At 71.1% G+C, this 23,338-nt stretch carries 24 protein-coding genes, 2 tRNA genes and 1 pseudogene; 15 read left to right on the top strand and 12 right to left on the bottom strand.

Going from position 1 to position 23,338, the window contains the following annotated elements; all coding sequences use genetic code 11:
* Positions 1-47: 47 nt before the first annotated feature.
* From Cco03nite_RS43195 to Cco03nite_RS26890, 4 genes and pseudogenes are all read left to right on the top strand, one after another.
* Positions 48-725: pseudogene (locus Cco03nite_RS43195) on the top strand (energy-coupling factor ABC transporter permease); the annotation flags it as partial.
* Positions 702-1,097: a PDGLE domain-containing protein gene (locus Cco03nite_RS43190; RefSeq protein ID WP_373314333.1), complete on the top strand. Its 396-nt coding sequence runs from the start codon at positions 702-704 to the stop codon at positions 1,095-1,097. The pseudogene Cco03nite_RS43195 and the gene Cco03nite_RS43190, both read left to right, overlap by 24 nt.
* Before the next feature lie 2 nt (positions 1,098-1,099).
* Positions 1,100-1,870 (top strand): cobalt ECF transporter T component CbiQ, encoded by a 771-nt coding sequence (gene cbiQ, locus Cco03nite_RS26895; protein ID WP_203695001.1) that lies wholly within the window; start codon positions 1,100-1,102, stop codon positions 1,868-1,870.
* Entirely contained in the window at positions 1,867-2,625 is a 759-nt protein-coding gene (locus Cco03nite_RS26890; RefSeq protein WP_203695000.1) for an energy-coupling factor ABC transporter ATP-binding protein, read from the top strand. Before cbiQ ends, Cco03nite_RS26890 begins: the two co-directional genes overlap by 4 nt.
* 25 nt (positions 2,626-2,650) lie before the next feature.
* Here the strand turns inward: Cco03nite_RS26890 and Cco03nite_RS26885 are convergent, their stop codons facing one another.
* The 5 genes from Cco03nite_RS26885 to Cco03nite_RS26865 all read right to left on the bottom strand — a co-directional run bounded on the left by Cco03nite_RS26885 (position 2,651) and on the right by Cco03nite_RS26865 (position 7,694).
* Positions 2,651-4,531 (bottom strand): hypothetical protein, encoded by a 1,881-nt coding sequence (locus Cco03nite_RS26885; protein ID WP_203694999.1) that lies wholly within the window; start codon positions 4,529-4,531, stop codon positions 2,651-2,653.
* Positions 4,532-4,696: 165 nt separating this feature from the next.
* Positions 4,697-5,827: a hypothetical protein gene (locus Cco03nite_RS26880; protein WP_203694998.1), complete on the bottom strand. Its 1,131-nt coding sequence runs from the start codon at positions 5,825-5,827 to the stop codon at positions 4,697-4,699.
* 15 nt (positions 5,828-5,842) lie between these two features.
* Positions 5,843-6,571 carry a thioredoxin domain-containing protein gene (locus Cco03nite_RS26875; RefSeq protein ID WP_203694997.1) on the bottom strand — a complete coding sequence of 243 codons (729 nt, stop codon included), beginning with the start codon at positions 6,569-6,571 and terminating at the stop codon, positions 5,843-5,845.
* 18 nt (positions 6,572-6,589) lie between these two features.
* On the bottom strand, positions 6,590-7,159 hold the full coding sequence (locus Cco03nite_RS26870; protein WP_203694996.1) for a DoxX family protein: 570 nt from the start codon (positions 7,157-7,159) through the stop codon (positions 6,590-6,592).
* A 31-nt stretch (positions 7,160-7,190) separates the two neighbouring features.
* Positions 7,191-7,694, bottom strand: coding sequence for a sigma factor-like helix-turn-helix DNA-binding protein (locus Cco03nite_RS26865; protein WP_203695029.1), 504 nt, complete (start codon positions 7,692-7,694; stop codon positions 7,191-7,193).
* Between the two features lie 331 nt (positions 7,695-8,025).
* On the opposite strand from Cco03nite_RS26865, the gene Cco03nite_RS26860 reads away from it, so the two are divergent.
* The 4 genes from Cco03nite_RS26860 (at position 8,026) to Cco03nite_RS26845 (ending at position 12,511) form a co-directional block, all read left to right on the top strand.
* The gene (locus Cco03nite_RS26860; RefSeq protein ID WP_203694995.1) at positions 8,026-8,676 is read left to right on the top strand and encodes a hypothetical protein; all 651 of its coding nucleotides are present in this window, start codon (positions 8,026-8,028) and stop codon (positions 8,674-8,676) included.
* 68 nt (positions 8,677-8,744) lie between these two features.
* Positions 8,745-10,421 carry a copper resistance CopC/CopD family protein gene (locus Cco03nite_RS26855; RefSeq protein ID WP_239167689.1) on the top strand — a complete coding sequence of 559 codons (1,677 nt, stop codon included), beginning with the start codon at positions 8,745-8,747 and terminating at the stop codon, positions 10,419-10,421.
* 34 nt (positions 10,422-10,455) lie between these two features.
* Positions 10,456-11,160 carry a YcnI family copper-binding membrane protein gene (locus Cco03nite_RS26850; protein ID WP_203694994.1) on the top strand — a complete coding sequence of 235 codons (705 nt, stop codon included), beginning with the start codon at positions 10,456-10,458 and terminating at the stop codon, positions 11,158-11,160.
* A 133-nt stretch (positions 11,161-11,293) separates the two neighbouring features.
* Positions 11,294-12,511: a hypothetical protein gene (locus Cco03nite_RS26845; RefSeq protein WP_203694993.1), complete on the top strand. Its 1,218-nt coding sequence runs from the start codon at positions 11,294-11,296 to the stop codon at positions 12,509-12,511.
* 143 nt (positions 12,512-12,654) lie between these two features.
* On the opposite strand, the gene Cco03nite_RS26840 is transcribed toward Cco03nite_RS26845, so the two are convergent.
* A complete protein-coding gene (locus tag Cco03nite_RS26840) occupies positions 12,655-13,866 on the bottom strand; it encodes a glycosyltransferase family 87 protein (RefSeq protein WP_203694992.1) in 1,212 nt (403 codons plus the stop codon).
* 105 nt (positions 13,867-13,971) lie between these two features.
* On the opposite strand from Cco03nite_RS26840, the gene orn reads away from it, so the two are divergent.
* A complete protein-coding gene (orn, locus tag Cco03nite_RS26835) occupies positions 13,972-14,577 on the top strand; it encodes an oligoribonuclease (protein WP_203695027.1) in 606 nt (201 codons plus the stop codon).
* 98 nt (positions 14,578-14,675) lie between these two features.
* A tRNA-His gene (locus Cco03nite_RS26830) sits at positions 14,676-14,751 on the top strand.
* A gap of 166 nt (positions 14,752-14,917) precedes the next feature.
* On the opposite strand, the gene Cco03nite_RS26825 is transcribed toward Cco03nite_RS26830, so the two are convergent.
* On the bottom strand, positions 14,918-16,252 hold the full coding sequence (locus Cco03nite_RS26825; protein WP_239167688.1) for a L,D-transpeptidase: 1,335 nt from the start codon (positions 16,250-16,252) through the stop codon (positions 14,918-14,920).
* A 128-nt stretch (positions 16,253-16,380) separates the two neighbouring features.
* Positions 16,381-17,655: a L,D-transpeptidase gene (locus Cco03nite_RS26820; protein ID WP_203694991.1), complete on the bottom strand. Its 1,275-nt coding sequence runs from the start codon at positions 17,653-17,655 to the stop codon at positions 16,381-16,383.
* Between the two features lie 314 nt (positions 17,656-17,969).
* Between Cco03nite_RS26820 and Cco03nite_RS26815 the strand changes: the two genes are divergently transcribed.
* Positions 17,970-18,042: transfer RNA gene (locus Cco03nite_RS26815), tRNA-Lys, on the top strand.
* A 137-nt stretch (positions 18,043-18,179) separates the two neighbouring features.
* Here Cco03nite_RS26815 and Cco03nite_RS26810 read toward each other — a convergent pair.
* Positions 18,180-18,965, bottom strand: coding sequence for a hypothetical protein (locus tag Cco03nite_RS26810; protein WP_203694990.1), 786 nt, complete (start codon positions 18,963-18,965; stop codon positions 18,180-18,182).
* A 141-nt stretch (positions 18,966-19,106) separates the two neighbouring features.
* Between Cco03nite_RS26810 and Cco03nite_RS26805 the strand changes: the two genes are divergently transcribed.
* Entirely contained in the window at positions 19,107-19,349 is a 243-nt protein-coding gene (locus tag Cco03nite_RS26805; RefSeq protein ID WP_239167691.1) for a type II toxin-antitoxin system RelE/ParE family toxin, read from the top strand.
* Between the two features lie 51 nt (positions 19,350-19,400).
* On the top strand, positions 19,401-19,610 hold the full coding sequence (locus Cco03nite_RS26800; RefSeq protein ID WP_239167687.1) for a helix-turn-helix domain-containing protein: 210 nt from the start codon (positions 19,401-19,403) through the stop codon (positions 19,608-19,610).
* Between the two features lie 199 nt (positions 19,611-19,809).
* On the opposite strand, the gene Cco03nite_RS26795 is transcribed toward Cco03nite_RS26800, so the two are convergent.
* A complete protein-coding gene (locus Cco03nite_RS26795; RefSeq protein WP_203694989.1) occupies positions 19,810-19,998 on the bottom strand; it encodes a hypothetical protein in 189 nt (62 codons plus the stop codon).
* Between the two features lie 43 nt (positions 19,999-20,041).
* Between Cco03nite_RS26795 and Cco03nite_RS26790 the strand changes: the two genes are divergently transcribed.
* A complete protein-coding gene (locus Cco03nite_RS26790; protein WP_203694988.1) occupies positions 20,042-20,323 on the top strand; it encodes a hypothetical protein in 282 nt (93 codons plus the stop codon).
* A 562-nt stretch (positions 20,324-20,885) separates the two neighbouring features.
* Here Cco03nite_RS26790 and Cco03nite_RS26785 read toward each other — a convergent pair.
* Positions 20,886-21,371: an SAM-dependent methyltransferase gene (locus Cco03nite_RS26785; protein ID WP_203694987.1), complete on the bottom strand. Its 486-nt coding sequence runs from the start codon at positions 21,369-21,371 to the stop codon at positions 20,886-20,888.
* A gap of 14 nt (positions 21,372-21,385) precedes the next feature.
* Positions 21,386-22,783 carry an NsdA family TPR-like regulatory protein gene (locus Cco03nite_RS26780; RefSeq protein WP_203694986.1) on the bottom strand — a complete coding sequence of 466 codons (1,398 nt, stop codon included), beginning with the start codon at positions 22,781-22,783 and terminating at the stop codon, positions 21,386-21,388.
* Positions 22,784-23,031: 248 nt separating this feature from the next.
* On the opposite strand from Cco03nite_RS26780, the gene Cco03nite_RS26775 reads away from it, so the two are divergent.
* Positions 23,032-23,211 carry a hypothetical protein gene (locus Cco03nite_RS26775; RefSeq protein ID WP_203694985.1) on the top strand — a complete coding sequence of 60 codons (180 nt, stop codon included), beginning with the start codon at positions 23,032-23,034 and terminating at the stop codon, positions 23,209-23,211.
* The last annotated feature ends 127 nt before the right edge of the window (positions 23,212-23,338 follow it).

Raw genomic sequence — 23,338 nt, 5'->3', positions numbered from 1 at the left:
TTGCAAGTCTTTTGCAACAACCCTAGGCTGGCTGAGTGAATATCGCGATGCACATCTCCAACGGCATCATCGGCGGGCCCGTCTCGCTGGCGTACGGCGTGGTCGCCGTGGGGCTGCTGGCCCTCTGCCTGGGCCGCGCTCGCCAGGACCTCAACGAGCGGCTGGCCCCCATGGCCGGCCTGGTCGCCGCGTTCATCTTCGCGGTGCAGATGCTCAACTTCCCGGTGCTGCCCGGCGTCAGCGGGCACCTGCTCGGCGGCGCGCTGGCCGCGGCGCTGGTCGGCCCGTGGGTCGGCGCGCTGTGCGTCTCGGTGGTCCTGATCGTGCAGGCGCTGGTCTTCGCCGACGGCGGCATCAGCGCGCTCGGCCTCAACATCTCCAACATGGCGCTGCTCGGCACCGCCGTCGGCTACCTGGCGCTGGTCGCGCTGCTGAAGCTGCTCCCGCGTACCGCGGCGGGCGTCGGCCTGGCCGTCTTCGGAGCCTCGATCGTCTCCGTCGTGCTCGCCTCGCAGGGCTTCGTGCTGCAGTTCGTGCTCGGCGGCGACGTGCCGCTGACCATCGGCTACGGGCAGATCTCGGCCACCATGGCCGGCGTGCACGCGCTGATCGGCGTCGGCGAGGGCCTCATCGCGGCCGCCGCGGTCACCACGGTGGCGAAGGTGCGCCCCGACCTGGTGTACGCGCTGCGCGGTTCCCGCCTGGAGCGGCCCGCGCCGGGCGGCGTACCCACCAAGGTCTTCCTGCTCGGCGGCCTGGCCGTCGCCGCGGCGCTGGCCGGCGGGGTCAGCTACCTGGCGTCGGGGTCCCCGGACGGCCTGGACGCGACCACCCTGGCGGGCTGCACCGTCGACGCCGACGGCGTGATCACCGGCGGCAGCTGCATCGCGCAGCAGGCGACCGACCACGAGCTGGGCGGCTCGTTCCTGGCCGACTACGGCATCAAGGGGATCGACAACGCGACCGGCCTGGCCGGCCTGATCGGCGTCGCGCTGACCTTCGCGGTCGGCCTGGCGATCTTCTGGGCCGCGCGCCGCCGCCGGCACGCGGCAGCCGCGGCGGAGCAGGCCCCCGCCCCCGTGGCCGCGGAGAAGTAGCCGTGGGCGCGGGGCACACCCATCCGATGTACGTGCACGGGCACTCGTCCGTGCACCACTTCGCGCCCGAGGTCAAGATCGCCGCGTCGGTGCTGTTCACCGTCGTGGTGGTGGCGACGCCGCGCGAGCTGCTGCCCGCCTTCGGGGCGTACGCGCTGATCGTCGCGGCGCTCGCGGTGCTGGCCCGGATCCCCGCCGGGTGGCTGGCCCGGCGCAGCCTCATCGAGCTGCCGTTCGTGGCGACCGCGGTGCTGCTGCCGTTCTTCGCCGCCGGGCCCCGCACCGACGTGCTCGGGCTGTCGGTGGCCGTCGAGGGCCTGTGGGCCGGCTGGAACATCCTGGTCAAGGGCACGCTCGGCGTGCTCATCGCGCTGCTGCTGGCCGGCACGACCCCGGCCCGCGACGTGCTGGTCGGCCTGGACCGGCTGCGCACCCCGCAGGCGATCACCCAGATCGCCCTGTTCATGCTGCGTTACCTGGACGTGCTCGCCGACGAGGCGCGGCGGATGCGCATCGCCCGGCTGTCCCGGCTCGACGACCCGCGTTTCCTGTGGCAGGTGCGCGGCTTCGCCGCCGGGCTCGGCACGCTGTTCCTGCGCGCGTTCGAACGCGGCGAGCGGGTGTTCCTGGCCATGCGCTCGCGCGGGTACACCGGGCGGCTGCCCGCGGCCCTGCACGAGGGCAGCGTGGCCACCGCGCGGCAGTGGGCGATCGGGGCCGTGGTGCCCGCGCTCGCCGTCGTGGTCCTGCTGGCGGATAGGTTCCTGGTATGACCGCGCTGCTGCTCGACGACGTGCGATACGCCTACCCCGACGGCCACCAGGCGCTGCACGGCGTCAGCCTGCGCATCGAGCCGGGTGAGCGGGTCGCCCTGCTCGGCCCGAACGGCGCCGGCAAGACGACGCTGGTGCTGCACCTCAACGGCATCCTGCCCGCGTCCGGCCTGACCGGCTCGTCCGGCTCGGTGTCGGTCGGCGACCGCACCGTCGACCCGAAGGACCGGCCCGGCCTGGCCGAGATCCGCCGCCGCGTCGGCCTGGTCTTCCAGGACCCGGACGACCAGCTGTTCCTGCCGACGGTCGGCGAGGACGTGGCGTTCGGCCCGGCGAACCTGGGCCTGCGTGGCGCGGAGCTGTCGGCGCGGGTCGACGAGGCGCTGGCCGCGGTCGGCATGGGCGACGTCAAGGACCGCGCCCCGCACCACCTGTCGCTGGGCCAGCGCCGCCGGGTCGCCGTCGCCACGGTGCTCGCGATGCGACCCGACCTGCTGGTCATGGACGAGCCGTCGTCCAACCTGGACCCGCAGGCGCGGCGCGAGCTGGCCGAGATCGTGCTGGGGCTGGACGTGACGCTGCTGATGGTCACCCACGACCTGCCGTACGCGCTGCAGCTGTGCCCGCGCTCGGTGATCCTGGACGGCGGCCGGATCGTGGCGGACGGGCCGACCCGCGAGCTGCTGTCCGACACCGAACTGCTGGCCCGGCACCGGCTGGAACTGCCGTACGGATTCGCGGTCCCGGTGGCCTGACGCCACCGGGACCCGCCGCCGGGCGTCAGTGCCCGCGCACCTGCTGGCGGACCGTGGTCCAGACGCGGTTGCCGAACCTGGTGTGCCGGATCCGGCGCAGCAGGCGCACCGGGGCGCTCTCGGGTCCGAACGGCGCCGGCCGCGCGGTGACCCGGGCGTAGGTGCTGCCGGTGGCCGGGAGCATGGTCTCCGGCTCCAGGGCTTCGGCGGCGACCGCCAGCGAGGTGAACTGCTGCAGGATGCGCGCGTCCGGGCGACCACCCAGCCGCAAGCTGCGCAGCGCCTTCTCGACTGCCGGTTTGTGCATGAGCCCGGCGAGCGTGCCGCCTGCGGTGTCCAGGAGGTCGCTCACCGCCGCCACGCCGTCGCCCTCCCAGACACGGGTGGCCGTGGACCGCCCGGTGTGGAGGCTGACGAAGGGGATGTCCGCCCACTCCGGCACCAGCCGGGCGATGATGCCGGTGTGCAGCAGCCGCTCGCGCTTCTGTTCCGGGGTCAGCGCGAACGTGGTGGCGACGAAGCCCGGCGCCAGGAATGGAGTGATCATGCCGGTGGTGTACGCGGAGGTGGACCAGCGGCGCATCCGTTCCACGAGGTAGAGGTAGTCGAGCAGGTGCAGCCCGCGTACGCCCATCGCCTCGGCGTGCTGGAAGATGCCTTCGATCCGGTCCCGTTCGGCGGCGAACACGGCCGGCGCTATGGCCGCCGCGGGTGCGCCGGCGAGCAGCTTGCCCATGCCCGCCTGGCGGGGCGTGACCGTCGGGCCGGCGGCCGCCGGATACCAGTAGCCGACGGCCAGTTCGCCGGCCGCGCCGGTGTACGTGGCGGGGCTCATCCGCTCGGGCGGCAGCGGCGAGTCGGCCGGGCGGGTCAGGTAGCTGGACGGAAACTGGTGGTCGTAGCGGTCGCGCAGGTATCGGGCGCGCTCGCGCAGGCCGGTGTTCAGCACCTTCGCGGGGGCCCCGGCAAGCCGGAGCACGTGTTCGGGATCGAGGCCGCGCCGGTCGCGCAGCAGCTGCACCAGCTGCTGCGCCACCCGCCCCTCGGCCGCGGTGTCCTGGTAGGTGAGGAAGCGGGGAAGGCGATCGGCCGCGACCAGCGTGGCGGCGATCAGGCGGGAGTCCTTGCCGCCGGACAGGCCGAGGGTGATCTGGTCGGCGTAGAGCCGGGGCACGCCGGCGGCGACGCGGGTGAGCGCGTCGGCGGCCCGGTCGAGCTGCTCCGCGACGGGGCGGCCCTGGCCGGCGAGCCCTTCGGCGACCACGTCGTCGACCGCGTACCGGAGCTCGCTGTCGAGATGCCAGCCACCGCCGGGGAGGCGTCGACCGGTCGCCCGCTCGCCCGGGCGCAGCTGCCGGGTCCCGGCCACCGGGGACAGGTCCCCGCCGAAGTGCCCGCAGACGGTGTACGAGGTCCAGCCGGCCAGGTCAGGCTGCGGCTTCCCGTGCAGGAACGTGGCGAGCAGTCCGGGCCGGGTGCAGTAGGCGGTGACCCCGTCGGCGGTGCCGGTGAACACCCGGGCCATGCCGAGCCAGTCCTGCTGCAGGCTGAACCGGTCGGTGTCGAGCGCCAGCAGGCCGAACGGCGGCACCACGGCACGGTGCACGTCCTCGGCGGCCAGCAGCCGCTCGGCCAGCGCCGCCGGGCCGCCGTCGGCGTCGACCCCGACGGGGATGCCGAGGGAGACCGCGGTGACCGGACCGGCGGTCTCCACCGTCGGCCACCGGAACGCTCCCTGGTCGGCAGGGTGCAGGACGGTGACGCCCCAGTCCTCGCCACCGAGGTCGTGCCGCGTCCATGATGCCGGCACGAGCCCGTCGAGCGCCTGCGTGAACCGGGCCGCACGCTGCGAATGCGCCTCATCGGACACCGCGCCATGGGCAAACCAGCACAGCATGAGCTGCATGCAACTACCCCCAGGTCGACTGCTGAGGGCGCAACTTAGCGCGCTCGCCACGCTGTCGCTGTCCCCGATTCCTGTTCGGGGGGATAGCCGACCGAAAAGCTGACCTCAGACCAGACGCGCGGACCAGTTCGACCGGGGATCAGGCGGCGATCCGCCACCCGGGGGTCAGGCGGGCGCTGCCGGGTTGGTGTCGGCCGCCGGCGGGCTGACGTCCTGCGGGGTCGGCACAGTGCCGTGAGCCGGGTCTGCCGCGCTGCCGGAGGTGGTGCCGCGCAGGCGGAGCATGCCGGCCGCGGCGACGCCCACGCCGAGGGCGATGACGGTGGCGACGATGACCCGGGCCGTGGTGTCGCCCCACGGGATCGGGGCGATCGAGCGATGGAACACCGCCGCGTTGACCATGCCCGCGAACAGCCCGACCGCGGCCGCGCCCAGCGCCAGCGCGAAGTCGCCCGCGGCACGGCGGGACAGCGAGTACGCCCCCGCGGCGATCGCGGCCAGGGCGCTGACCACGGCCCACAGCTGCACCGTGAGCAGTTCCAGCAGGATCGGCCCGAGCGCGTGGTTGCCGGCGTCGATCTCGCGCCCGACCGCGTACGCGAGCGCGAGCACCCCGGCGGCGATGGCGGCGACGGACAACACGACGGTGATCGCGCGGGAGCGGCCGCGGACCAGGCCGAGCAGGGCGACGGCGAGAGCACCGGCGACGGCGGCGATCCACCAGGTCACCGGATTCGGTGGCGGCACCCAGTCGAGAGTGCCGGTGACCTGCAACGGGGTCACCTCGGTGCGCATCGGCACGGTCCACTCGCGGATGCGGTGTGGCTGGCCCGGCGCGGCGGCCACGGCGGGCGGCTCGGCCGGTTCGGTCCAGATGGCGCGCTGGTCGTGCCAGCGGTACACCGGCTCGTCGCTGACCTTGCGCCACTCCGGGGGCACCGTCGGGTCGGCGTGCGCGGGCGGGTCCACGTGCGCGATGGTGATGTTGAGGTACGTGGCGGGGGAGTGGATGTTCTCGTACACCCCGTCGGGGCGTACCTCCAGGTAAGGCTCGTTGCTGTAGCCCAGGACCTCGACCGGCTTGCCGCTGTGGTTGCTCAGCTGCAGCCGCGCGCCGGCCTCGATCGTGATCACTTCGAGGCCGGGCAGATCGGGTGTTCCCGTGATGGCGGTGCGGTAGTTCGTGGCGTCGGGGGCGTCGGCCCCGTGCGCGGCCGCGGGGGAGGCGAGGGTGAACAGCAGGGTGAGCGCGGTCCCGAGGACCGCGCCCACCCGCCGTGCCGTGAGGGGTGTCATCTGCTCCTGCTCAGGTCAGCTCGCCGACGGGGTGGCTCCGCCGGCGGCGGCGACCGCGGCGGCGATCTGCGCCGCGCTCGCCTGGGTGGGCTTGCCGTTGACCAGGACGGTCGGGGTGCCGGTGACCCCGGCCCGGCCGGCTTCCTCACTGACGTGGTTGGTCCAGGTGAGGAAGCGCTTGTCGCGTACGCACTGGGCGAAGTCGTCGCCGAGCCCGGCCTGCCGGCCGAGCACGATCAGATCGTCGTCGGTGGGTCCGGCGCCGCCCTCGGCGGGCTGGTTGTCGAACAGCACGTCCGAGAACTCGGTGAACTTGCCGTACTCGGCGGCGCAGCCCGCGGCGGCCGACGAGCGGGTCGAGTACCGGTTGGTGGACGCGCCGTCGAGGTACGCCACCGGGTGCGTCACCAGGGTGATCTTGCCATCGGCGGCGAGCTGCGCGATCGAGGCGGCGGCCTCGTCGTGGAAGCTCTTGCAGTGCGGGCAGAGGTAGTCGACGTACTCGTCGACGACGACCGGCCCGCTGCCGGTGACGATGCCGTTGCCGGCGGCGTTCGCGCCCCGCGGGGCGGTGAAGTCCGTCGTCTTGGAGCCCGCGTAGATGCCCCAGCCGATCAGGCCCGCGATGACCAGTGCCGACACCGCGGCGATGGAGATCCACATGGTGCGCTTGCGCCGCTGCTCCTTGGCGATCTGGTCCCGCACCATCCGGGCCGCCGCGTTCTGGTCCTTCCTGCTGCTCATGCCTGCACCGCACCGCGGTCAGGCGCGCTCGCGGCGCGGTGCGGTGTGCTCGCTCGATTCACTTTCTTCCTCCAGCACGTCGTCATCCGCCGGGAGCCCGGCGGAGAACGGTCGGTCCAGTCGTGCGTCGAGGGAGAAACGGCTGACCGGGTAGATGATCAAAAAGATGGCCATCGCGAGGAAGGCCACATCCCGGAAGATCTCCGGAAGATAGTTGGGCGTCACCCCGGGCGGCAGCTGGCCGCCCTTGCTGAAGCACCCGCAGTCGATGTTCAGGCCGCGGGCCCAGGCCGAGCTGATGCCCGCGATGAAGGCGACCATCATGCCCGCCGACAGCCACGCCGCCAGCCGGGTGGCGAGGCCGAGCAGGAGCAGCAGGCCGACGACGATCTCCACGAAGGGCTGGATCGCGCCGACGACCATCGCGGCGTCATACGACATGATCTGGTACGCGTTCACGGCGCGGCCGTTGGCGGCCAGGTCGGTGACCTTGAGCCCGCCCGCGACCAGGAAGATCCCGGCCAGACCGAGCCTGACCACCAGGCTCACCCACGGCTGGGCCCTGCTCCAGCCGGTGCGCTCGTCCATCGTTCTCCTCCTTCGCCCCCGCGCGACCGCCTCAGGCGGCTAAGGCGCTAACGACGTCGTCCACCAGTTCGGCGCGGGCACGCGCGACCCGGGACCGGATCGTGCCGACCGGCACCTCCTGCACCGCGGCCGCCTGCTCGTACGACAGCCCCAGCAGCTGGGTCAGCACGAACGCCTCCCGGCGCTCCGGGGACAGCCGGTCGAGCAGCTGCGCCGCCCCGACCTGGCCCGCCGGGTCCGGGTGCGGCCCGCTGACCAGCACCTGTGCGGCCAGGCGGACGCCCAGCCGGCGCTGCCTTACCACCGTACGCAGATGGTCGGCGCAGGTGCGGCGGGCGATGCCGAGCAGCCAGGTGCGCACCGTGGAACGGCCCTCGAACGCGGGCAGCGCCCGGAACGCCCGCAGGTACGTCTCCTGGGTGAGGTCGTCCGCGCTGCCCGGGTCGACCAGGGCGGCCACGAAGCGCCACACCTCGGCCTGGGTGGACCGGACGAACGCGGCCTGCGCCACCGGGTCCCCGGTGCGGGCCGCCAGCGCCCATTCGGTGGCCGGGTCCGGCGCACCGTCGAGCGGCTCGGCCTGGCGGGGGGCAGCCGTCCGCGAATCCTGCCCGCGCTGGACGGCTCGCCCGTCGCCGGCCGGCCGGCCGCCCGGCGGCTGGGGGACAACCGTGGCCGGGACCGGCTCCGCGCGCCCGCCACCGCGGGCGACGGGGACACCGTCGTCCGGGAGCGTGTCGTCTCGTGGCACGGGGGGCACGGGGAGCAAGCCTAACCGCCGGTCCGGCTCACACCGGGCGGTGACGGCACGCGTGTCCTGGGACACCGGCGGGAACTGAACGGCCCCGCGCGGCGACTACCCGCCCATGACGAACTGCGACGAGATGCGCGTCGGGCTGTCCGCGCGGCTGGACGGCGAGGCCGGCGCCTGGGCCGCGCAGGCCGGACTCGCGGCGGACGCGCTCGATCGGCACCTGGCCGGGTGCGCGGACTGCCGCGCCTGGTCACGGGCCGCCGAGCAGCTCACCCGGGCGGTGCGGGTGCAGGCGGTCGCGGTGCCCGACCTGACCGTCCCGATCCTCGCCGCGGTCGCGGCCGAGCGGCACGGCGCGGAGCGGGCCGCCCGGCGGCAGGCCGAGGGGCGGCGGCAGATCCTGCGGATCGCGCTCGGGGCGACCGCCGTGGTGCAGGTGCTGCTGGCGCTGCCGGTGCTGTTCGCGGGCGGCGGCGACCTGCACACCGGCCGGGAGGCGGCCTCGTTCGACATCGCGCTCGCGGTCGGTTTCGCGCTGGCCGCGTGGCGGCCGGACCGGGCCCGCGCGTTCGTGCCGGTCGCCTTCGTGCTGGCCGCCTGCCTGATCATGACCAGCGCCTTCGATGTCGCCGAGGGCGTGACCGCGCTGGCTCACGAGATCGGCCACGCCGCCGCGCTGGTGCAGGCCGGACTCCTGTGGGCGCTCAGCCGCACGACGACCGTCTCGCGCGAACCCGCCCGCCCCGTTACGGTCGCCCCGTGAGTCACATGACTGCGCCCCTCCGCGCCCCCGCGCCCCATGATCACTCGACTTGCCCGGCAGGTGTGCGAATGAGTGGTCAAGATACGCACGTGTGCCAGGCAAGTCCGATGATCAAGGGCGGGCGGCGGGTGCGGGCGCTGCTCGCGGCGGTGGCGTTCCTGGCGCTGACGCTGCTGCCCGCGTCCCCGGCGTACGCCCACGCGGCGCTGCTGCGCACCAGCCCGCCCGCCGGGTCGGTGGTGCCCGAGGCGCCCCGGGACGTGACGCTGACGTTCAGCGAGCCGGTGTCCCCGGTCGCCGACAAGATCCGGATCATCGGGCCGGACGGGCAGCGGGCCGACCGCGGCAAGCCCACGGTCGACGGCAACGTGCTGAGCATCGGGCTGCGCGAGGACGCCCCCAAGGGCACCTACCTGGTCAGCTACCGGGTGATCTCGGCGGACAGCCACCCGATCCCGGGCGGGTTCACGTTCTCGGTCGGCGCGCCCTCGGCGACCCCCACGGCGCTGCCCGAGGAGAAGGTCGACACCACGATCCGCAACCTGATCGCGATCGCCAAAGCCATCGGGTACGGCGGACTCGTGCTGCTGGTCGGGCCGGTGCTGGTGCTGGCGCTGCTGTGGCCGGCCCGGCTCAGCCAGCGCGGGCCGCGCCGGGTCATGTGGACCGGCTTCGGCGTCGTAGCGCTGGTCACCCTCGCGGGCCTTTACCTGCAGGCCCCGTACACGTCCGGCAGCAGCCTGACCGGGGTCACCGGCGGCGACCTCGCCGACGTGCTGGGCAGCCAGTACGGCATCGCGCTGCTGGTGCGGCTGGCGCTGCTGGCGGTCGCCGCGATCCTGGTGCGCCCGCTGCTGGCCGGGCGCGACGGCATCGTGGACCGGGTGCTGCTGCTCGCCGTCGCCGCCGGGGCCGCGCTGACCTGGCCGCTGGCCGGGCACCCGGCCGCGTCGCCGGTGCCCGCCGTGTCCGTGGTCGTCGACGCGCTGCACCTGGCCGGGGCGGCGGTATGGCTCGGCGGCCTGCTCATGCTCGCCTGCTTCCTGCTGCGCCAGGCCGACAACCGCGAGCTGGGCGCGATCCTGCCGATCTGGTCGCGCTGGGCGGCGCTGGCCGTGTCGACCGTGCTGCTGGCCGGCGTCGTGTCCGGGCTGATCCAGATCGGCACCCCGCAGGCGCTGGTCGACACGACGTACGGGCAGCTCATGATCGCGAAGATCGTGCTGGTGGGCCTGATCCTCGTCGCCGCGTTCTTCGCCCGGCGGTGGACCAACAACGGGGCCGCCGACAACCCGCGCCCGCTGCGCCGGGTCGTCACCACGGAGCTGGCCATCGCGGCCGTGGTGCTGGCGGTGACCGGCGCGCTGACGCAGACCACCCCGGCCCGCACCGCGCAGGAGACCGCGCAGCTGCCCGCCCAGCCGGTCATCTACTCCTCGACCCTGACCAGCTCGCTGTACACGCTGCAGGTGGAGGTCGACCCGGCCAAGCTCGGCGACAACGCGGTGCACCTGTACGCGTACAAGGCCGACGGCTCGCCGCTGCCGGTGGTCGAGTGGAAGGCCACCGCGGCGCTGCCCTCGGCGGGCCTCGAACCGATCACGTTCCCGCTGCTCAAGCTCACCGACAACCACGCCAGCGGGCAGGTCACCCTGCCCACGCCCGGAGACTGGCAGCTGCGCTTCACCCTTCGCCTCTCCGAGATCGACCAGGATTCGGTCACCGCGACGGTGCCGATCTCATAGCGCTCGGATTCCGAGCCGTACGAAAGGTCCAGGCATGAAGATGACGCGCCGGTTCGGTGTGGTCGCGATGACGGTGCTCGGCCTGCTGGCCGTCGCCGTGCCCGCATCGGCCCACGTCACGGTCAACCCGTCGGAGGCCGTGCAGGGCGGCTACGCCCGCGTGGCGTTTCGGGTGCCGAACGAGTCCGACGACACGAACACCACCAAGGTCGAGGTGTACCTGCCGGAGGACGCCCCGGTCGCGTCGGTCACCACGATGCCGGTGCCCGGCTGGACGGTGGCCGTGGCCAAGCGCAAGCTGGCCACCCCGATCGAGGTGCACGGCAGCCCGATCAGCGAGGTCGTCTCCACGCTGACCTGGACCGCGACCTCGACCGACGCGGGGGTCAAGCCCGGCCAGTTCCAGGAGTTCCCGGTGTCGCTGGGCCCGCTGCCCAAGGTCGACCAGATGGTCTTCAAAGCGCTGCAGACCTACTCCGACGGCACGGTGGTGCGCTGGATCGACCCGCCGGCCAACGACGGCGGCGAGCCGGAGAGCCCCGCCCCGGTGCTGAAGCTGGTGCCCGCGGCGGCCGGCGCGGCGGCGACCCCGGCGACGGACAACACGCTCGCCGTCGGCGACACCAAGGGCGGCGGCACGGACTGGCTCGGGGTGGCGGGCCTGGTCGTCGGCGTGCTGGCGCTGATCCTCGCCGGTCTGGCGTTCGCGCGTACCCGCAAGGAGCCGGTGCGCCAGTAATCCGCACGGTCGTCATCGGCCGGGTGCCCGCATCTGCCGGGCGCCCGGCCGCGTTGTCCCGGGAGAGCGCGCCTCGATCGCCGGCGCGCGGAGAGCCTCGCCGCCCCACCGGCGAGCCCTGGGAGGACACCCGATGCGCGCTGTTCGTGTTGTCGTCGGTCTGCTGGCCCTGCTCGTCGCGGTGCCCGCGCTCGCGGCGGGTGGCGGCGCCGCCTGGCTGTCCGGCCACGACAGCCCCGACGGGGCGTTCCACGCCACGATCGCCCCGCCGAAGGACCCGAACCGGGTGCTGGTCGTGCCCGACCTCGACGCGCTGCTGCAGCGCGACGTCCCGTACGTGCGGGTCGGCACGACCACACTGCGGCTGTCCGCGAGCTCGGCGAACACGCCCGCGTTCATCGGCGTCGCCGCGCCCGACGAGGTCGCCGCGTACCTGGCGGGCATCCGCTACACCGAGGTGGCGCAGACGGTGCTCGGATCCGGGCCGGTGGTGCTGCGTACCAACCGGATGGACGCGCCCGGCCGCGACCCGCGCGACCCGCTGGCCCAGGGGTTCTGGCTGCGGCAGGGGCTGGGCTCGCTGTCCTGGAACCCGCAACAGGACCGGGGACAGCACCTGGCCCTGGTCGTGGTGCTGCGGGACACCCCGGCTGGCGAGCCCGCGCTGCCGTCGGACGCCCCCACCCTGGACGTCGCGCTCAGCGCGAGCTGGCTCGGCTCGGCCCCCTGGGGCCTGCTCATCCTCGGCATGGTGCTGCTGATCCTGGCGTTCGTGACCCTGTCCTGGCCGGCCGGGCCACGCGAGCCGCTGCCGGACGCGACCGGCGACGGCGCGCTGACCGCGCTGCTGGCCGACTACACCCGGCCGGTGCTGCCCGGCGACCCCGAGGCGCTGACCCTGCCGCCCGCGCCGGAGCAGCGCGCGCCGCAGGCTCCGCCGACCACAAAAGCCGAGCCGGGCGTACGCGGCCCGCAGGAACGCGAGCCGGGCGCACCCTCGCCGCAGGGCTTCGAGTCCGGCGCCCGCCCGGCGCTGACGGTCCCGTGGGCGGGCGCGCCCTACACGGGCCCCGCCGCCACGCCGATGGTGACCTGTCTGCAGGCCGCCGACACGCTGCCGGACCCCCGGCTCGCCGACACGGTGCCCTCGGTCATGACGGCCGAATTCGCCGCGCCCGCCGTGCCCGCGATGCGGACCGTCGCCGCGCCCGAGCTGCCGTGGCCGCCGCTGCGCGGCACGCTGCCCGCGACCGAACCGGTCCGGGAAGTGATCACCGAGGAGTTCCTGCGGGTGTGGCTGCCCCGGCCGGGCTGCGAGCTGCGGCTGGACCGCCCGCGGCAGCGGGTCTGAGCACAAGTCGAGCGGCCCGCACGTACCGGCGTACGGGCCGCTCTCACCGGGGGAACGGTGTCACCACTTGGGGACCTGTCCCGGGGGAGACGTTGTCCCTGCCGTTCACGTTACGGCAAAACCGTCAGAACGGACAAGACTGGCTATACGGCCCTTGACGTGGGATAATCCCCTGGTCGATTGATCGGCAAGAACGCCAGCAGCACCAGGCTGAGCAGAACGTAGGCGTTGCGGGCCAGGAAAAGCCCCACGGTGTCCGTGGGCACCGCGGCCACGCCCCAGTCCACCAGTGAGACGACGCCGATCACGCACACGGCGTACACGCCCGCTGCGAAGGCCAGCCAGCCCCACCGGCGACCGGCCTGCGCCCGCTGCGCCGCGGCGAGCAGGGTCACGATCGCGGGCACGAACCAGTACAGGTGGTGCGGCCAGGTGATCGGGCTGATCAAGCCCGACACGAGGCCGGTCAGCGCCAGCCCGGTGACCGCGTCGCCGGCCAGCCCCGCCCGCGCCGCGCGCCACATGCCGAAGCCGAGCGCCGCCAGCGCCAGCAGCAGCCAGAGCCACTTCGCGGGCTGCTCCGGCGCGACCAGGCGGGCCAGCAGGCCCTGCAGCGACTGGTTGCCGGTGTAGTCCAGGCGGCCCACCCGGGCGGTGTCCCAGAGGGCCGAGGTCCAGAAGTCCCACGAGGCGCGCGGCGCGATCGCGGCGGCCAGCAGGGTCACGCCCGCGGCCGCGCCCATCGCCGTGAACGCCGCTCGCCACTGCCTGGTGACCAGCAGGTACACGATGAACAGGCCGGGGATCAGTTTCAGGGCGGTGGCCACGCCGATGCCGACGCCGGTCCACTTCGAGCCGCGCGGCCCCAGCACCAGCAGGTCCATCATGATCAGCAGGATCAGCAGCATGTTGATCTGGCCGAACGTGATCGTCTCGCGCAGCGGCTCGATCACCAGCACCAGCGGTGCCGCGATGCCCACGGCATACCAGGCCGGCCAGCCCTGCCGCCGGGCCAGCGGCGCGACCAGCCAGTAGGTCGTCACCACCACCGCGGCGACGGTGCCCAGCGTGAACAGCGCCTGGGTCACGCCCAGCGGCAGCAGCCCGAACGGGAACAGCAGCAGCGCCGCGAACGGCGGGTACGTGAAGTACAGCGCGCCCTGCACCCGGTCGGGCTGGGCGTAGTCGTAGAGGTCGTGCCCGTCGCCCCACCAGTTCACGGCCGACATGTAGATCTTCAGGTCGAAGAAGCCGTGCTCCACCCGCAGCCGCCAGAACGCCACGGCGGCCAGCGCGAGCACGGCGATCACGGTGAGCACCCGCACGAGCGGGTCGCGGGTGCGGACCTGAGACATGGTCGCCACCCTATCCGCCGGGCGGTCGGCGGGGCACGCCCCCGGGGCCGACAGTGGCGGCACTGACAGTGCGCCCATACGGCGTACGCTGTGCCGGTGGGAGATCTGCGAAGCGCCGACCATCTGGTATGGATCGACTGTGAGATGACCGGCCTGAACCTGGGCAGCGACGCCTTGATCGAGGTAGCGGCCCTGGTCACCGATGCCGACCTGAACGTGCTGGGCGACGGGGTGGACGTCGTGATCCACACCGATGACGCCGCCCTCGACGGCATGGTCGACGTGGTGAAGCAGATGCACGAGAAATCGGGCCTGACCGAGGCGGTGCGCCGCTCCACGGTCACCGTCGAGCAGGCCGAGGACATGGTGCTGGAGTACGTCACCAAGTACGTCACCGAGCCGCGCACCGCGCCGCTGTGCGGCAACTCGATCGCCACCGACCGCGGCTTCATCGTCCGGGACATGCCCCGCCTCGACACGCACCTGCACTACCGCATGATCGACGTGTCGTCGGTGAAGGAGCTGTGCCGCCGCTGGTACCCCCGGGTGTACTTCGGCCAGCCGGAGAAGGGGCTGGCCCACCGGGCCCTGGCCGACATCCGCGAGAGCATCCGCGAACTGCGCTACTACCGCGAGGCGATCTTCGTCCCGCAGCCCGGCCCGGACGTCGACGAGGCCAAGCGCATCGCCGCGACGATGATCCTTCCCTGAGTAGCGGGAGACACAGCGATACCCGCTCGACGTGACGCCGGGGGGTATGGCTATCATTGGTCAGTCGCCGCGGCCGTGAGGTCAGCGGCGGTGTGATGGTGGTCGTAGCTCAGCTGGTAGAGCACCGGGTTGTGGTCCCGGGGGTCGCGGGTTCGAGTCCCGTCGATCACCCCATATCGAAAGCCCCGGCGGAATTCCGCCGGGGCTTTTCGCTGCCCGCCCCCGCCTCGGTGGGCCTTCGGCCCGGACGCGCTTCGGGCCGCGACTCTTGAAGAGTCGCGGCCCGAGAGGCGGTCTGAAGGCGCGACTCGTTAAGAGTTGCGCCAGGTGGTGGCCGGGGTCAGGCGCTCGGGGTGCCCGAGACGGCCGGGGACGGGGTGGCGGACGGGTCGGTGGACGGGGCCGTCGACGGGTCCGGGGTGGGGTCGGCCGGGGGGACGTACGGGATGGCGCTGCCCTTCACGTACTGCTCCCAGGTCTTGTCCCAGTCGGTCCAGCCGTTGCCGTAGTCCAGCTCGCGGGGCGTGCCCTTGGTCGTGATCGGGGTGCCGACCAGCGTGTTGGCGAACAGCCAGGCCGCGTTGGCCATGGACACGTTCACGCAGCCGTGGGACACGTTGCGGCGGCCCTGGTGCTGCACCGACCACGGCGCGGCGTGGATGAACTCGCCGCCCCAGGTCATCCGCTGCGCGTACTCCACCGGGGTGCGGTAGCGGTTGGCCGGGTTCGGGGCGTCCATCGTGTCGAAGACGGTGTTCCGCTTCTTCTCGATGATGATCATCGTGCCGCTGGACGACGGCATGGTGGGACGGCCCAGGCTGACCGGGATCGTCTTGATCACCTTGCCGTCCTTGTGCACCGTCATCTTGTGCGTCTTGTCGTCGACCCGCAGCTGCAGGTCCGGCCCGACCTTGCAGACCAGCGTCGAGTCCCGGCGGCCGTAGTAGCCGCCGCCCATCGGCAGGCCGCCGGCCCGTACCGTCACGTTGATCTGCGTGCCGGCCTGCCAGAACGTCTTCGGCCGCCAGTGCAGCTCGCGGGCGGTGTACCAGGTCCAGATGCCTTCCTGGAGTGGCTGGGTCTCCACCATCAGCCGCCGCTGCACCGCGGCCCGGTCGGCCTTGGCGATGTCCCGGCTGGTCTTGAAGATCAGCACCATGCCGACGCCGATCACGGCGTTGTCGGCGAGGAAGCTGCTGATGCCGACCAGCTTCGTCGGCTTGGCCATGGTGGTGAACGTGCTCGTGGCGGTGACGGCCTTGCCGTCGTCGCCGGTCGCGGTCACCGTCGCCGTGTACGTCGCGCCGAAGGCCAGCGCCTTCTCCGGCAGCCAGCCGGCGCCGTCCGGGTGCATGGCGCCCGGCACCTCGGCACCGTTGGCGTCCTTCAGCGAGACCGTGGTCTGCACGGCCTCGGTCGCGGCGAACACGATCTCCGCGCTGGCCGGGACGTCCTTGGTGTCGGCGGCCGGGCCGCTGATGGTGACGGTCGCCTTGGGCGGCGTCTCCGCGGGCTTGTCGCCGTCACCGGTCGAGCCGTTCCAGATCGGGGACTTGTCGCCGGTGCAGGCAGCCAGGCCGGCCACTCCGGCGACACCCGCGCCGGCCAGGCCGAGCGCGGTGAGCGCGCGCCGCCGGGTCATGGACATGGGGGCGGGGAGATCGGGGGTGGGCATAGGCTCCTCACCAAGATCGAGGGGTGTACGCGCGAGGCGCTTGTCAATACTGCCTCAAAGACGCTCGATCAAGGTTACGCGTTGCATCCAGTGAGGACGACCACCGACGCATCTAGTGATAAAACGGACTAGTTGATCGAATCTGTCGGGGATGGGACGGCCACCGAGGGCGTCGCGCTCACCGACGGTGAGGGGGCCACTGCGGGCACCGGCTCCAGCAGCTCCTGCGGCACCGGCAGCGCGCTGCCCTTCACGAACTCCTTCCAGCTCAGGTCCCACGCGGTGAAGCCGTTGCCGCGCTCCAGCTTCACCCCCGTGCCCTTGACCGTCACCGGGTCGCCGACGTGCGTGTTCTGGAACAGCCACACCGCGTTGCTAGGCGAGACGTTCAGGCAGCCGTGCGACACGTTGCGGTTGCCCTGATCGCCGACGCTCCACGGCGCCGAGTGGATGAACTCCCCACCCCAGGTCAGCCGCTGCGCGTACTGGATCTGCACCCGGTACTGGTCGCCCGGCTCGCCGGTGGTGTCGAAGATGGTGGACTCCTGCTTGTCCATGATCACCATGGTGCCGGAGGACGACGGGGTGCTCGCCTTGCCCAGGCTCACCGGCATCGACCTGACCTTCTTGCCGTTGCGGAAGACGTCGATGTGCTTGTTCGAGTTCTTGACGACCAGCTCCAGCTTCTCGCCCGCGATCTTCGCGGTCGCCTTGCGGTCGTCGTCGCCGTACCGGCCCTCGCCCATCGGCAAGCCCTTCAGCGCCGCCCGCACGCTGAGCACCGTTCCCGGCTTCCAGTACTCCGGCGCCCGGTAGGTCACCTGCCGCCCGCTCATCCAGTGCCACACCCCCGGCTGGGCCGGCGTCGTCGTCACGAACAGCCGCGACTCCACCTGCGCCCGCGACTTCTCCGGGATCTGCTCCGAGAACTCCACCACCACCGGCATCGCGACGCCGTAGGTGTGGTCGTCGAACAGGTACATGCCCGTGCCGACCTGCCGCTGCGGCTCCGCCATCGTGGTGAACGAGGTCGACTTCGTGATCGCCCGCCGGCCGTCGGTGGCCGTCACGGTGACCGAGTAGCGGCCCTTGTAGTCCAGGGGCTTGTCCGGGATCCAGGCGCTGTTGTCCGGGCGCATCTGGCCCGACAGGAGCCGGCCCTTGGCGTCGGCCAGGGCGACCGAGCGGACCGAGGCGTTCGCGACGGTGATGCCGATCTCGGTGCTGACCGGCAGGTCCTTCTGCTCGGCGGCCGGGGTGAGTTCGAGGGTCTGGGCGGGCGGGGCCGGTTGGGGGGCCGCGTTCTGCTTGAAGCCGGCGGGGTCGCCGGTGTCGCAGGAGGTGAGTGGTACGAGGACCACGGCCGTTGCCGCGGCGAGGCCGAACCTGCGGAGTGCACCCATGACGCCACCTACCTGTTACCACCGTTATGTCCCGGTTCACATATTGCCGCAGGCGGGTGGGGCGTGTGGGCGGTTCTGACGGAATCTCGGGAATCGGCGCGGCGACACGGATGATCTTTGAGTGAGCGTGCTCACAGGGCGGCTTGGTGACGCTCCGTGGTGAGGTGGTCGGGGCCGACGTGCGCGCCCTTATCGGGTGGTATGCCTTGTTCGCTCGGGTGGTTTGGGGTGGTTTGGGGACGCGCACCGCGAGTCCGTTAACCGATTGGAGAACCCCCGGATCGTCATGCTAAGGTTCTCTCCGTTGCCAACGAGCGCCGCTAGCTCAACTGGCAGAGCAGCGGACTCTTAATCCGCGGGTTCGGGGTTCGAGTCCCTGGCGGCGCACAGCGAAAGCCCCGTCTGACCTAGTCAGACGGGGCTTCTGGCATTCCGGGGATGGTTGAGCCGTGATCGGTCCAAGCGGAGTCCGGGACGACTGCTAACTAGGCCGATTCGGCGTGAGATGCGCAGCTGGTCGGCCGCTACCCGTTCCGGTACTCCGCCCAGGTACGCGCGGCCCAAGCGACTTCGATCTTCCACGGTTGGGGATCAGCGGTGGCAATTTCCGCCCACAGGCCGTGGGCGGCGCTGACGAAGGTCGTCACCGCCAGCTCGGAGGCATCGGCGAAGGCGGGGGAGTCCTGGCACCACAGCTCGGCTTCCTTAGGCGTGTGGCCTGCGTGGATGAGCTGTAGTCCCACGCAGGCGGTGTCGAACCAGGGTGCGGCGAGGGTCGGCCACGCCCAGTCGATGAACTTTGCGGCGTCGTCGATCAGGATGTTGTGGCGGTGCAGATCCGTGTGCGCGACGGTCGTCCCAGCGAGCAGGTGCGCGTGGTCGCCTGCGTAGTCGCGCCAGCGGTCTTCGGCGGTGCGCAGCATGAGCCCGTCAGGGGCGGGGGTGGCGGTGAGGTCCCGCAGGCTCGCTGTGATCTTCGGCAGGTCCAATGAGCCGGGGCTCAGGTCGGCGTGTTGAGCGTCGAGGTATCGGAAGCCGAGCACGTCCCAGCCGTCGGCGGCCACGTGGAAGGCGAGTGGTGCCGACACGTGCCGGATGTGGGGGTTGATAGCTGCCTCGTTGCTCTGGGTCCAGACGGCCCGCTTGTGGTCGGCGGGGACGCCCTTGAGGAAGAAGCGGTCGTGCGTCGTATGCATGACCATGCCGAGCAGGCAGTTGTGCCCGGTGCCGACCTGCTCGGCGCCGACGAAGACCCCCGCCTCGGCCTCGATCAGGCGACGTAGGTCGGCGGGAAGGTCTTGCCATGACACGCGCGGATTCAGGATCTGCTCCTTCGCTGGGCCGCCTGCTGGCGGCGAGGTTACCGAGGTGATGGAGGGTGGTCCCAGCGCCCACGCCGGGACCATGCGTGAGTGGCTGCGGGAGTTGCGCAAGGACGATCCCGATTTCTATTGCAGCGTCAACCTCGCGATCGACATGCTGGCCTAGACGGGACCGGCGCTCGGCAGACCGCTCGTCGACACGCTCAAAGGCTCCTCCTGGCCAACCTCAAGGAACTCCGGCCGAGATCAGGGCGCGACGTGTCGATTCGCATCCTGTTCGTCTTCGACCCGTGGTTCCAGGCGGTCCTGCTGGTCGCCGGGAACAAGCCGGAACTGGGAGGGCTGGTACCAGCAAGCGATTACCAGGGCTGAGACTGGTTACCAAGCGTGGCTTGAGTTCGAGCAGAAGAGGAGGCAGATGCTGTGACCGACTTCCACGACTGGGAAGACGTGCGAGCTGAGCTGCACGATGGCGACGACGCCGCGCTGGAGACCGAGCGCGCCCGCACCCTCGCTTGGACGCACGCGTATCACCTTGCCGAGGAGCGTCGCCGGCTCGGGCTGACCCAACGCGACGTGGCTCGCCTGATGAACGTCACCCCCGGCCCGGGTGAGCCAGATCGAGAACGGTGACCTCGACGTCAACGAGGTGGCAACCCTCAGCCGCTATGCCCGCGCGCATGCGCATCATCTTCGACTACGGCGATGACCTGCGGCAGATCGCATGACGCCCCGCGCGGCGCTGGTGGTCAGAGACCGACCGAGAACCTCGGGACGGTCTGAAGCCTGCCCTGCCGAGGAGAGCCTCCACCAGACACTGTGGAGAACAGACTTATAGATGCTGGTGGGAACCAGAGTCCCGCCAGACAAGCGCGACGGGTTTTCCCGTGTTGTCGCGAGCGACTTCGTACGCCGATTCATCAACAATGACTGAAGGCTCATCGAGTGCTGCAGCGTCCACTTGGACGGTCTTGCCGTCCTGCGGTCCGCCTTGCACCACGATCGGGACCAGGAGGTTCATGCGCTTAGGTTAGACCGAGGGCGGCCACAGGGCAGGCGAACCGATGACCGCCGTCAAGGTGACATTGACTCTGTTCCGTACCCTCGTGATGATGGCCAGGATGGGGCGGAAGCGGAGTTGCGATCAAGTGGCGCGGTGGGCGCCTTGGTCCGCCGTGTATTTCGTGACCCTTAACGGCGTGAACGAGGCCGCGAAAGCCGCGATTGGCATCGGCGGGGTGGCGCGCGGCTTCCAGTTCGGCTTCCTCGCCACGGCGGTCGTTGCATCCGTCCTCGTCGCGGCATGGACGACGCGTGAGGGTTTAAAAAAAATCTTCAACCATTGAACTGGACTTGACGGAGTCTGGCGGTGCAGCAGACTTGACGCCTGCGAGCTGAAGATCAACCCGGCGCAAGTTCTGGGTGTCAAACTGAGTGTCAACAACAACGCACGGCAGCATCTCCGCTGGGACCTTCGCGAACGATATCCGCAGGTGAAGCGTGGTGATTGTCGTGCATGTTAGACCAAGATCGTTGCCTGGGGGTCAAGGACGGGAGCCGCTGCCACGGCTGCCCCGCTTACAACGTGAGACTTCTGCGGCTGGGGCTCCACCTTGCCCACTCCTGGGTGACCTGTCCCTCCAAAGGGCGGGACGGCGATCGAGTCGAGGTCTGACCCCCATGCGACCCCAACTGACCGCAAACCAGCGCAGTCAGCATCCCCGCTCAGCGAGCCGGTCCGAGGCCAGGGCGTCCGACCGTGACTGGTAGGGAGCCCTCTTAATCCGCACGTCGGGATCGGACCGTCTGCTTGTACCAGCAGTGACACGTCCGAGCCGTTAGGGCTGTTCCAGTCGTGTTCTAGAACCGTGTGGTTGTTCCGAGACCAGGCGATTATGGCCTTGATCGTTAGCGGTGGCGCGGCGCGAAGTAGTCGCTCAGCATCTCCGTCGTCCAGTCAGCCTGGTGGACCTCTCCCCGAGGGCCGAATTCGATGAACCAGGGCTTGATGTCGAGGATCGGCGTACCGTCGACGGCGTCAAGATCCTCCACGTGCAGATCTAGCCCGTCGACCTTAGCCAGTCGACAGCGCGAGACGCCCAGCCAGTTCAGCCGCCTCATGTTGCGGTGGCCAAAGATACCCACCTCGGGCCACACGGCGTTATCGCGGGGGCGTCGAGCGCCAGGGTTGAGGTCCGTCACGTCGGTCAGATGGAACCGGAACACGACCTCAAGGTGCGAGAAGTCCTCCAGGCTCTTGGTCGAGTCAGGGCCGAAACGGTTGGCGTCGATTCGGATGATCGAACGGGTGCCGCCCCAGTAATCATCGGTGGGCTCGGTCCGGCCACCGACGACATACGCGACCGGCACCACCTCAAACGGCTGCTCCTGCATGACCTTCCCTTCCGCTACGCGGCTGCTGCAAGGTAGGCCGCAGCCCTGGAGTCGACCTCGCTGGTAGTGCTGTTGGTGCGCCTCCGGAAGGGCGACAACGCCCGTCGCATCTCCACCACGGTCTGACGCGCACGAGCGGAGTGAACACCTTCCATGGCGTCCAGTGCTCGTGACCACGTCGCGCACGCCTCGTCGATGGCGCCCTGCCGGGCCTGGACCGCACCCAGGTAGCCCAGCGTCACGGCATGGGTACGTGTGAACGTGGCGGCCTTGCGGGTCCGGACGCTGCGGCGGAACTCCCGGACGGATCCGGCCAGGTCACCGGTATCACGGAGCGCGCATGCGGTTTCATGGGCGAGGCTCGCTTCGCCGAAGAAGAACACGCGTGACGGTTCGTCGTCGTCCGATGAGGCGGCGGCAAGGTCGCCCTCAGCACGTAGTAGGGCCGCCGCAGCTGCCTGCTTGTTCCCGGTGGAGGACAGCCCGCGTGCGTAGACGACGCCGAGCAGCGAGCGCTCACGCGGGCTGGCCTCCGTGTATCTCGGACCCTCCATGGACGCCTCGGCGAGGCGCAGGCCTTGTTGGAGGTGCCCGAGGTCGATCGCCTGGTGAGCCATCGCGCGGATGATGTGCCCGGCCAACGGGGGATCGTCGGCTTCGGCGGCGAGCTTGAGCGCCACACTGAAGTAGTGCTGAGCGGTGGCGTGCTCGGCGTTGTCGAACGCCATCCACCCGGCGAGGTATGCCAGCTCTCCAGCGGTGGAGAAGACCGCGCGGCGGACTCTCTCGTCGGCGTACTTCCCGGCGAGCAGGCCCGCGACCTCGGTGCGTAGGTAGGTCACCACGGCCGCGCGGGCGTGACCGCCGCCGCGCCGCTGGTCGAGCTTCGAGAAGACCTGGGCCGTTTCCCTGACCATCTCCAGGTCGGCTCGGCCGATGGTCCGGGCACCGGGGCGTGCGCGGCTCGTGCCCCGTTCGGCCATGGCGGGCCACCACTGTTCAGGAGGCAGCGCAAGCCCGGCCAGCGAGAAGGCCGCAGTCCCCAGGACGCGCCTGCGATTTTCGTCCACGTCCGCCTTCCCCACTTCATTCAACGCCATCAGCGTATCGGCATCCCAGCCGAGCATCGAACGGTCGGCGAGTTCGGCCGATGGTGTGAGGCCGAGGTCGTCAACGCTGACGATCCGGCCCAATCGACGCGAGAACGTCTCGGCCAGCAGCTCAGGCGCTTGCCCCGAGGGGTGGTAGCCGGCGACCCACTTGGACACGTGAGAGCGCCCGACGGCGAGGAAGTCATGTGCCCCGGCCTCGGACGCCACACGCACGAACACGGCCGCCACCTGGCCGTGCGACCACCTCGCTTCGGTGATCGCTGCGGCGAGCCTGGCATTGGGGGTGCGTGGCTGTCCCATGAGGTTCCCGCCTTCGGTGATCTTTCACGGCTTTCACTGGAGCGGAGCCATTGATTACCTGCCCACAGGCCGTAAGCCATGGTTCGCTCGTAGTGTCCAAAGTAAACATACGCGTATTCGTGCCGAATGTCAGGTCCGTACTGCAAGATCCGAATTCGGCACGGTGCCGAGAATGCGCCGCGACCTTCCTTCCGATGGCGGAGTCGGCGGGCGATCTACACAACGTGAAGGCAAGGCGAGGGGGAAACGTGAGATTGCTGAAATTGCGTCTACGGCGACGCCGTGACGCGACGGCCGGCGCGCCCACAGCCGTGCCGGCCACCAAGCCGCTGCACGGTCTGGCCTGCCAATGCTGGGTGTGCGGATACACGATCCTGCTGCCGACGTACTCGCTGGTGCGGCCGTACACGCAGCGGCTGAGCACCTGAGCGAACGACTCCTGGCCGCATCTCCCATGGCCGGTCAGGTCGGAGGGACCGGGCAACGGCTCGATGGATCGCCTTGCCCGGTTCCTCTATTCAATCCCGCTGGGGTGGGGAGCCGGTCACGTCGGCA

Source organism: Catellatospora coxensis (genome assembly GCF_016862635.1).
Classification (GTDB): Bacteria; Actinomycetota; Actinomycetes; order Mycobacteriales; family Micromonosporaceae; genus Catellatospora; species Catellatospora coxensis.
Note: the sequence above shows the minus strand (reverse complement) of the source record. Positions and strands in the feature narration are given on the sequence as shown.

Bases quoted from the DNA above. Each gene is read 5' to 3' on its own strand.
- Cco03nite_RS26890 (WP_203695000.1), top strand. From the start codon at position 1,867: ATGACCGCGCTGCTGCTCGACGACGTGCGATACGCCTACCCCGACGGC.
- Cco03nite_RS26885 (WP_203694999.1), bottom strand. From the start codon at position 4,531: ATGCAGCTCATGCTGTGCTGGTTTGCCCATGGCGCGGTGTCCGATGAG.
- Cco03nite_RS26880 (WP_203694998.1), bottom strand. From the start codon at position 5,827: ATGACACCCCTCACGGCACGGCGGGTGGGCGCGGTCCTCGGGACCGCG.
- Cco03nite_RS26875 (WP_203694997.1), bottom strand. From the start codon at position 6,571: ATGAGCAGCAGGAAGGACCAGAACGCGGCGGCCCGGATGGTGCGGGAC.
- Cco03nite_RS26870 (WP_203694996.1), bottom strand. From the start codon at position 7,159: ATGGACGAGCGCACCGGCTGGAGCAGGGCCCAGCCGTGGGTGAGCCTG.
- Cco03nite_RS26860 (WP_203694995.1), top strand. From the start codon at position 8,026: ATGACGAACTGCGACGAGATGCGCGTCGGGCTGTCCGCGCGGCTGGAC.
- Cco03nite_RS26855 (WP_239167689.1), top strand. From the start codon at position 8,745: ATGAGTGGTCAAGATACGCACGTGTGCCAGGCAAGTCCGATGATCAAG.
- Cco03nite_RS26850 (WP_203694994.1), top strand. From the start codon at position 10,456: ATGAAGATGACGCGCCGGTTCGGTGTGGTCGCGATGACGGTGCTCGGC.
- Cco03nite_RS26845 (WP_203694993.1), top strand. From the start codon at position 11,294: ATGCGCGCTGTTCGTGTTGTCGTCGGTCTGCTGGCCCTGCTCGTCGCG.
- Cco03nite_RS26840 (WP_203694992.1), bottom strand. From the start codon at position 13,866: ATGTCTCAGGTCCGCACCCGCGACCCGCTCGTGCGGGTGCTCACCGTG.
- Cco03nite_RS26825 (WP_239167688.1), bottom strand. From the start codon at position 16,252: ATGCCCACCCCCGATCTCCCCGCCCCCATGTCCATGACCCGGCGGCGC.
- Cco03nite_RS26820 (WP_203694991.1), bottom strand. From the start codon at position 17,655: ATGGGTGCACTCCGCAGGTTCGGCCTCGCCGCGGCAACGGCCGTGGTC.
- Cco03nite_RS26795 (WP_203694989.1), bottom strand. From the start codon at position 19,998: ATGAACCTCCTGGTCCCGATCGTGGTGCAAGGCGGACCGCAGGACGGC.
- Cco03nite_RS26790 (WP_203694988.1), top strand. From the start codon at position 20,042: ATGACCGCCGTCAAGGTGACATTGACTCTGTTCCGTACCCTCGTGATG.
- Cco03nite_RS26785 (WP_203694987.1), bottom strand. From the start codon at position 21,371: ATGCAGGAGCAGCCGTTTGAGGTGGTGCCGGTCGCGTATGTCGTCGGT.
- Cco03nite_RS26780 (WP_203694986.1), bottom strand. From the start codon at position 22,783: ATGGGACAGCCACGCACCCCCAATGCCAGGCTCGCCGCAGCGATCACC.